Below are 7,268 nucleotides of genomic sequence, written 5' to 3'. Positions count from 1 at the left end.
GACAACGCGGTCATATCAACGCTGGCGTCCACGATCACGCGACAGGCCTTGCCGACGACAATCTCCATGCGTCCGCCCGCTGGCCCCGCCAAAGCTACTGGCGGCACCGGCGGTTGGTCCGGCATCACCATCGCCGGCACAAAGGCTGGCTGAGGTCGTTCGTTCGTCTGCGTCCCAAACGATCGTCGCCAAGTCAGCAGCAGCGAGCGCGAGATGCCGTATCGTCGTGCTGTCGACGAGACCGCGCGCGGTGCCTGCAAACTCTCCAGAACGATCTTAGGTTTCTCGTCATCCGTCCAGCGACGGCGACGGCCAGTCTCGACAACCTCGAACCGTTCAATCCGTGCACTGAACTTATTACTGTCCATAAGGGCTGTTACACAGCACTCCTCTTAACCCGGCAAGACGGCCCTCACCGGAGGGAGACGGCTCGCCCGGCCATTTGCGTTTCCACCAAGCACCATTGCCCAACGCAGACGTCCGCGATATGTCCGGACATCACGAATGGTGCCATCATGCTGCGGATATCCCGCGATCTCGTCATCGACGAGGACGACATCGAGATCGGCTTTGTCCGCGCCTCCGGCCCGGGCGGGCAGAACGTCAACAAGGTCGCGACCTCGGCGCAGTTGCGCTTCGACGCGCGCAAGCTGACCCTGCCGGAGGATGCGGCGATCCGGCTCGCCCGCCTCGCCGGTCAGCGCATGACCAAGGACGGCGTGATCGTGATCCAGGCGCAGCGCTTCCGCACCCAGGAGCGCAACCGCCAGGATGCCATCGACCGCCTCACGGAGATGCTGCGCGAAGCCATGGTGCGGCCAAAACCGCGGCGGGCGACAAAGCCGACTTTTGGCTCAAAGCAACGCCGGCTCGAGGGCAAGAAGCGCCGCAGCGACGTCAAGGCCGGACGCGGCGGGCGCTTCGACGACTAATTAGCGCGGCAAAAAACTCCGGCCGCGGGGCGACCGGAGTTTTGCCGTTTCACCGGCGAGACTAGTAACGCTTGGAAGGGGCTGCGCCGCCTGTCGTGGCATCGTCGGCCGTTCCCTTGTGCGCAGCGCTACCCGTGGTGCCGACCGTACCCCTGGTGCCTTTGGTCGATTTCATGCCGGTCTTCTCGCCCGCCGCGCCCGGCTGAGCATTCATCTCCTCGTCGCCGCTGCCCATCGTGCTGCCTTGCATGGGTTTGCTCTGCACGGTGCCGCCCGGTTTGGCGGTGGGGGGCGCGCTTTGCGCGAGAACGGGCGTCGCAATGAGAGCCGACAGAGCGCATGCGATCATCGAGGTCTTCACCAACTTCATCCATTTCTCCTGGATTGTTTCGCGACGAATGGCTCGGCGGCGCACACGCCGCTGATCTGCACCGGGCCATTGCATCGCGTCGAGAGTTCAAGCGGCGCAATCGTCATGCAATGCGCATGGTGTGGTGATCGTTTAGGGATTTGACGGCGGTTTCGCGGAATTGTGCTCCGCATATAAGGCAGCGCGGAACACTGCGCATCACGAGCATCTCCGCGCGCAACGAAACAGCCCGCTACTACCACCGCGCATCTGACGCCGCCTAGAGTTTGCGCAGGTTGATGTCGATGGGCGGCTCTAGACGATGCGCGCGTTCGTGCTGGGATTGTGCACCGCGATGGTGCTGGTGGTGCGGGTTGCCGACGCACAGACGCCTTTGCCGGCCGCAAAGCCGCCGGACGGTGCGACACTCTTCAAGCAACAATGCGCGGCGTGCCACACCACGAACCTGTCGGAGCCGGCGCGCCAGGGACCGCCGCTGCTCAAGGTCGTGGGCCAGCCCGCCGGCAAGGTCGAAGGCTTTCGGTATTCGCAAGGCCTCGCCAACGCAGATTTCACCTGGGACGAAGCCCGGCTCGACGCCTGGCTGACCAATCCGCAAGGCGTCATTCCCGGCGTCGTCATGGCCTACCGGCAAGGCAAGCCGGAGACGCGCGCCGCCATCATCACTTACCTGAAGGAGCAGAACTAAGTGGCAAAGCCGGTCCATTCCATGATCCGCGTGCTCGACGAGGCGCGCTCGCTCGACTTCTACCGGCGAGCCTTCGGCCTCGAAGTCGCCGACCATCTGAAATTCGCGGACTTTGCCCTGATCTATCTGCGTCATCCCTCCTCACCTTTCGAGGTCGAGCTGACGGTGAATTTCGATCGCAAGGAGCCATACCAGCTCGGCGACGGCTACGGCCATCTCGCCGTCGTGGTCGAGGATCTCGAGGCCGAGCATGCCCGCTTCGAGCGCGAGAAGCTCGCGCCGGGGCCCTTACGCGATTTCAAGCACGACGGCAGGACGCTGGCGCGCTTCTTCTTCGTCAGCGATCCCGATGGCTACAAGATCGAGGTGATCCAGCGGGGCGGACGGTTCGGCTGACACAAAGGTCCAAATCATAAAAATCCACGGAGGAATGCCATGAGAGAAGTCGATCGTCGAAGCAAGCACAGCCGCCGCGTCTTTCTCAAGGGCGCAGCGACCGCCGTGCCGGTCGTAGCCGTCGCGACCAGCGTCAGTGTGAGCATCGAAGATGCGTGGGCCGATGATGCCAGCGCACTCTCGCCCGCGACGATGAAGACACTGCTGAAAGTCGCGCGCGACATCTATCCGCACGACGTGCTCGGCGACAGCTACTACATCACCGCGGTCAAGCCGTGGGACGGCAAGGCGGCGAAGGATCCCGCCGTCAAGTCGCTGATCAGCGACGGCATCACGCGGCTCGATCAGAATGCACGGGATCGCCACAAGGTGCCCTATGTCGAAGTGCCATGGGAAGCCGACCGTGTGGTGCTCTTGAAGGAGATCGAGGGAAGCGACTTCTTCCAGAAGGTGCGCGGCGACCTCATCGTGTCGCTCTACAACCAGAAAGAGGTCTGGCCGCGGTTCGGCTACGAGGGCTCCTCCGCCGAGCACGGCGGCTACATCAACCGTGGCTTCGCCGACATCGACTGGCTGCCGAAGGCTTGAGACCCACCCCAACGGTTCAGGAGAACGCATATGGCAAAATTCGATCTGAACGACTCTAGCGTTGTGGTGATCGTCGGCTCCGGTGCCGGCGGCGGCACGCTGGGCAACGAGCTCGCGCAGAAGGGCGTCAAGGTGGTCATTCTCGAAGCGGGTCCCCGCATCGAGAACCACGACTTCGTCAACGACGAGTGGGAGAGTTTTTCCCAGCTTGCCTGGACCGATGCGCGCACCACGTCGGGCACGTGGCGCGTCGCCAAGGATTTTTCCGGCCTTCCCGCCTGGATCGTCAAGGCGGTCGGCGGCTCGACGACCCATTGGGCCGGCGCCTCGCTGCGCTTCGACGAGCACGAGTTCAGGGTGAAGAGCACCTACGGCAACCTTCCCGGCGCCAACCTCCTGGACTGGCCGGTCACGCTCGCCGAGATGGAGCCGTGGTACGCCAAGGCCGAGAACAAGATGGGCGTGACCCGCACCAACGGCATTCCCGGCCTTCCCGGCAACAATAATTTCAAGGTGCTGGAAGCCGGCGCCAGGAAGCTCGGCTACAAGACGGTGCACACCGGCAATATGGCGATCAACAGCCAGCCGCGCGACGGCCGGGGCGCCTGCCAGCAGATCGGCTTCTGCTTCCAGGGCTGCAAATCCGGCGCGAAATGGTCGACGCTCTACACCGAGATCCCGAAGGGCGAGGCGACCGGCAATCTCGAAGTGCGACCGAGCAGCATGGCGATCAAGATCGAGCATGATGCCGGCGGCAAGGTGACCGGCGTGGTCTACGCCGACGAGAGCGGCGCGATGCAGCGCCAGAAGGCGCGCATCGTCGCAGTCGCCGGCAACTCGATCGAGAGCCCGCGGCTGCTGCTCAACAGCGCCTCGACCATGTTCCCCGACGGCCTTGGCAATTCATCGGGCCAGGTCGGCCGCAACTACATGAGGCACATGACCGGCAGCGTCTATGCCGTGTTCGAGAAGTCGGTGCACATGTATCGCGGCACGACCATGGCCGGCATCATCCGCGATGAAGCCGCCAACAACCCGAAGCGCGGCTTCGTCGGCGGCTACGAGATGGAGACGCTATCGATCGGGCTGCCGTTCATGGCGGCGTTCCTCAATCCCGGCGCCTGGGGCCGTCCATTCACCGCGGCGCTCGACGGTTATCCCAGGATGGCCGGCATGTGGCTGGTCGGCGAGGACATGCCGCAGGAGACCAACCGCATCACGCTCGACCCTCGCGTGAAGGACAAGTTCGGGCAGCCGGTCGCGAGTGTGCATTTCGACGATCATCCCAACGATCTCGCGATGCGCGCGCACGCCTACAAACAGGGCGCTGCGGTCTACGACGCCGTCGGCGCCACCGTGACCTATCCGACGCCGCCCTATCCGAGCACCCACAATCTCGGCACTAACCGGATGAGCGAGAAGCCGCGCGACGGCGTGGTCAACAAGTTCGGACAGAGCCACGACGTCAAGAACCTGTTCGTCTCGGACGGCAGCCAGTTCACCAGCGGCGCGGCGTGCAACCCGACGCTGACCATCGTCGCGCTGGCGATCCGGCAGGCGGACTACATCGCCGGCGCGATGCAGAAGAAGGAGATTTGATCGTACGTTGGCGTCGCGTGCACCGGGACGGCATTGAGGCAGGATTGCATATCCACACTCAGGTGTCGTCCCGGCGAACGCCGGGACCCATAACCACAGGGAGCAGTTTGGCGGAAATTGGCAGTTCGGTACTCCGACCTTCCGCAATCGATAGATCACGCGGTATGGGTCCCGGCTTTCGCCGGGACGACGCCGAGAGTGGGGCGACTATTCCGCCGCATCGAGAATCGGCGCCACCGTGGCCTTGAACTCCGGCACCGTCGCCATGCTCTTCGAGCGATAGATCAGACACGAGCAGCGCAGCAGCGAGGCGAAATTGTTGACCTCGCCGTGATGGTCGAGCACCTCGTTGTAGAGCGTCGTCAGGAACTTGCCGAGGCTCATGGCCTCCCTGGCCGCGATCTCCTCCAGCGTGTCCCAGAACGCCATTTCCAGCCGGATCGAGGTGCAATGACCATCGATCCTTAAAGAACGGGTCTGGGATTCGTAATCGCGTTGGGGCTGATGCGCGAAGAGATGGCACATGGCGTCCTCCCGTCCTGTTGCCATTTTTTCACGATGCTACACCGCTGCCCGGCGCCTCACAATCCGGACCGTCGACGGATGTCGGCAGGTCCCGGCCTGCGCAATTTTCTCGAACGCTCAATGTCTTCAATGCGATAGGTAGCCCTCTTCCCCAGGCGGCCACACGGCTGTTGCTCAACACATGCTTTTGACGCAACACGGCCTAGAATAGCGCTGTCCGCGAATCCAGATCAGAATCTCATGCCCGTCCGCCAGCTTCCAGAACAGGTCGTCAACCGCATCGCCGCCGGCGAGGTGGTCGAGCGTCCGGCGAGCGTGGTCAAGGAGCTCGTCGAGAACGCGATCGATGCCGGCGCGAGCCGGATCGACGTCTTCACCGATGGCGGCGGGCGGCGCCGGATCGGCATCACCGACGACGGCGGCGGCATGACCGCGAAAGACCTCGCGATCGCGGTCGAGCGCCACGCCACCTCCAAGCTTGACGACGAGGATCTGCTCCAGATCCGCACGCTCGGGTTCCGCGGCGAGGCGCTGCCCTCGATCGGCTCGGTGGCACGACTGTCCATCACCACCCGGCATGCGAGTGAGCCGCACGCCTGGGCGCTCACGGTCGAGGGCGGCGAGAAGTCCGAGATCATGCCGGCGGCGCTGGCACATGGCACCCGCGTCGAGGTTGGCGACCTCTTCTATGCGACGCCGGCCCGGCTGAAATTCCTGAAGACCGACCGCACCGAGGCGGAAGCCATCCGCGAGGTGGTGCGGCGCCTCGCGATGGCGCGGCCCGATATCGCCTTCACGCTGGCGGGCGAGGAGCGCGCACCGGTGACCTGGGCTGCCGCGCTGCCCGGCGCCGCCGGCCGCCTGACGCGGCTCGGCGACATCCTGGGCGCTGAGTTTCGCAGCCATGCCTTCGAGGTCCATGCCGAGCGCGAGGGCGTCGTCGTCGCCGGCTATGCCGCTGCACCTGCGCTGACCAAGGCCAATGCGCTCGGGCAATATCTCTTCGTCAACGGCCGCCCGGTCCGCGACAAGCTGATCCTGGGGGCGGTGCGCGGAGCCTATGCCGACTATCTCCCACGCGACCGGCATCCCGTGCTGGCGCTGTTCGTTACGCTGGACCCACGCGAGGTCGATGCCAACGTCCATCCGGCCAAGACCGAAGTGCGCTTCCGCAACGCCGGCCTGGTCCGCGCGCTGATCGTGCACGGATTGAAAGAGGGGCTCGCGCGGGAGGGCCGACGCACGGCGGCCAACAGTGGCGAGAGCGCGCTGTCCGCGTTCCGGCCGGCTTTCACGCCGCCGCGTCCCGCAAGCTGGGACTGGCGGGCCTCGCCATCCGCCCCAGTCGTGCCGATCCCGTCATTCGAAGGATCGGCCGCACCCGCTTTCGCCGAGCGCGCGCAAGCCGCCTTCGACGTCGGTGCGCCCAGCGCGGACGTGCGATTCGAGACGCAACCGGTCGCTGACCTCATCGATCGTCCGCTTGGCGCGGCGCGCACGCAGATCCACGAGACCTATATCGTCTCGCAGACCCGCGACGGATTGATCATCGTCGACCAGCACGCCGCGCATGAGCGCATCGTCTATGAACGGCTGAAGGCCTCGCTGGCGGCGAACGGCGTGCAGCGGCAGATCCTCCTCATTCCCGAGATCGTCGAGATGGACGAGGCGACGGTGGAGCGCCTCCTGGAGCGCAGCGAGGAGCTTGCATCGTTCGGCCTCGCCATCGAATCCTTCGGCCCCGGTGCGGTCGCGGTGCGCGAGACGCCCTCGCTGCTCGGCAAGACCAATGCCGGCGGCCTCTTGCGCGATCTCTCGGAGCACATGGCCGAGTGGGACGAGGCGCTGCCGCTCGAGCGCCGCCTGATGCATGTCGCGGCGACCATGGCCTGCCACGGTTCGGTGCGCGCCGGCCGAAGGTTGCGGCCGGAGGAAATGAATGCCCTACTCCGCGAGATGGAGGAGACCCCGAACTCCGGCCAGTGCAATCACGGCCGGCCGACCTATGTCGAGCTGAAGCTCAGCGATGTGGAGAAGCTGTTCGGGCGAAGGTGACGGTGCCGTGGTGAGTGCCGTAGGGTGGGCAAAGGCGCAAAGCGCCGTGCCCACGATCTGCGCATGATCGAGACAGGTGGTGGGCACGCTCCGCTTTGCCCACCCTACGGCAGTA

Annotated in this window: 9 protein-coding genes; 6 read left to right on the top strand and 3 right to left on the bottom strand. The window is 64.9% G+C overall.

All coding sequences use genetic code 11. From position 1 onward, the window contains the following. The coding region (locus A3AS_RS45925) for a transposase (RefSeq protein ID WP_084674964.1) at positions 1-368 on the bottom strand (368 nt) is incomplete at its 3' end. A 147-nt stretch (positions 369-515) separates the two neighbouring features. Between A3AS_RS45925 and arfB the strand changes: the two genes are divergently transcribed. After that, positions 516-932: an alternative ribosome rescue aminoacyl-tRNA hydrolase ArfB gene (gene arfB, locus A3AS_RS0134005; RefSeq protein ID WP_018321949.1), complete on the top strand. Its 417-nt coding sequence runs from the start codon at positions 516-518 to the stop codon at positions 930-932. Positions 933-993: 61 nt separating this feature from the next. Here arfB and A3AS_RS0134000 read toward each other — a convergent pair whose 3' ends face one another. After that, positions 994-1,302, bottom strand: a complete 309-nt coding sequence (locus tag A3AS_RS0134000) for a hypothetical protein (protein ID WP_026202641.1) — start codon at positions 1,300-1,302, stop codon at positions 994-996. Between the two features lie 301 nt (positions 1,303-1,603). Between A3AS_RS0134000 and A3AS_RS0133995 the strand changes: the two genes are divergently transcribed. The 4 genes from A3AS_RS0133995 to A3AS_RS0133980 are packed head-to-tail and all read left to right on the top strand — an operon-like array spanning position 1,604 to position 4,573. Further along, positions 1,604-1,990 carry a c-type cytochrome gene (locus tag A3AS_RS0133995; protein ID WP_018321947.1) on the top strand — a complete coding sequence of 129 codons (387 nt, stop codon included), beginning with the start codon at positions 1,604-1,606 and terminating at the stop codon, positions 1,988-1,990. Continuing rightward, on the top strand, positions 1,991-2,386 hold the full coding sequence (locus A3AS_RS0133990) for a VOC family protein (protein ID WP_018321946.1): 396 nt from the start codon (positions 1,991-1,993) through the stop codon (positions 2,384-2,386). Between the two features lie 39 nt (positions 2,387-2,425). Beyond that, positions 2,426-2,974: a hypothetical protein gene (locus tag A3AS_RS0133985; RefSeq protein ID WP_018321945.1), complete on the top strand. Its 549-nt coding sequence runs from the start codon at positions 2,426-2,428 to the stop codon at positions 2,972-2,974. Positions 2,975-3,004: 30 nt separating this feature from the next. Then, positions 3,005-4,573 carry a GMC family oxidoreductase gene (locus tag A3AS_RS0133980; RefSeq protein WP_018321944.1) on the top strand — a complete coding sequence of 523 codons (1,569 nt, stop codon included), beginning with the start codon at positions 3,005-3,007 and terminating at the stop codon, positions 4,571-4,573. 207 nt (positions 4,574-4,780) lie between these two features. Here the strand turns inward: A3AS_RS0133980 and A3AS_RS0133975 are convergent, their stop codons facing one another. Then, positions 4,781-5,098 (bottom strand): ribbon-helix-helix domain-containing protein, encoded by a 318-nt coding sequence (locus A3AS_RS0133975; protein WP_018321943.1) that lies wholly within the window; start codon positions 5,096-5,098, stop codon positions 4,781-4,783. Positions 5,099-5,338: 240 nt separating this feature from the next. Here A3AS_RS0133975 and mutL point away from each other — a divergent pair, with 240 nt between their 5' ends. Further along, the gene (gene mutL, locus A3AS_RS0133970) at positions 5,339-7,153 is read left to right on the top strand and encodes a DNA mismatch repair endonuclease MutL (protein WP_018321942.1); all 1,815 of its coding nucleotides are present in this window, start codon (positions 5,339-5,341) and stop codon (positions 7,151-7,153) included. Positions 7,154-7,268 lie beyond the last annotated feature (115 nt).

Origin of the sequence: Bradyrhizobium sp. WSM2793, assembly GCF_000379585.1 — a bacterium.
Lineage (GTDB): Bacteria > Pseudomonadota > Alphaproteobacteria > Rhizobiales > Xanthobacteraceae > Bradyrhizobium.
Note: the sequence above shows the minus strand (reverse complement) of the source record. Positions and strands in the feature narration are given on the sequence as shown.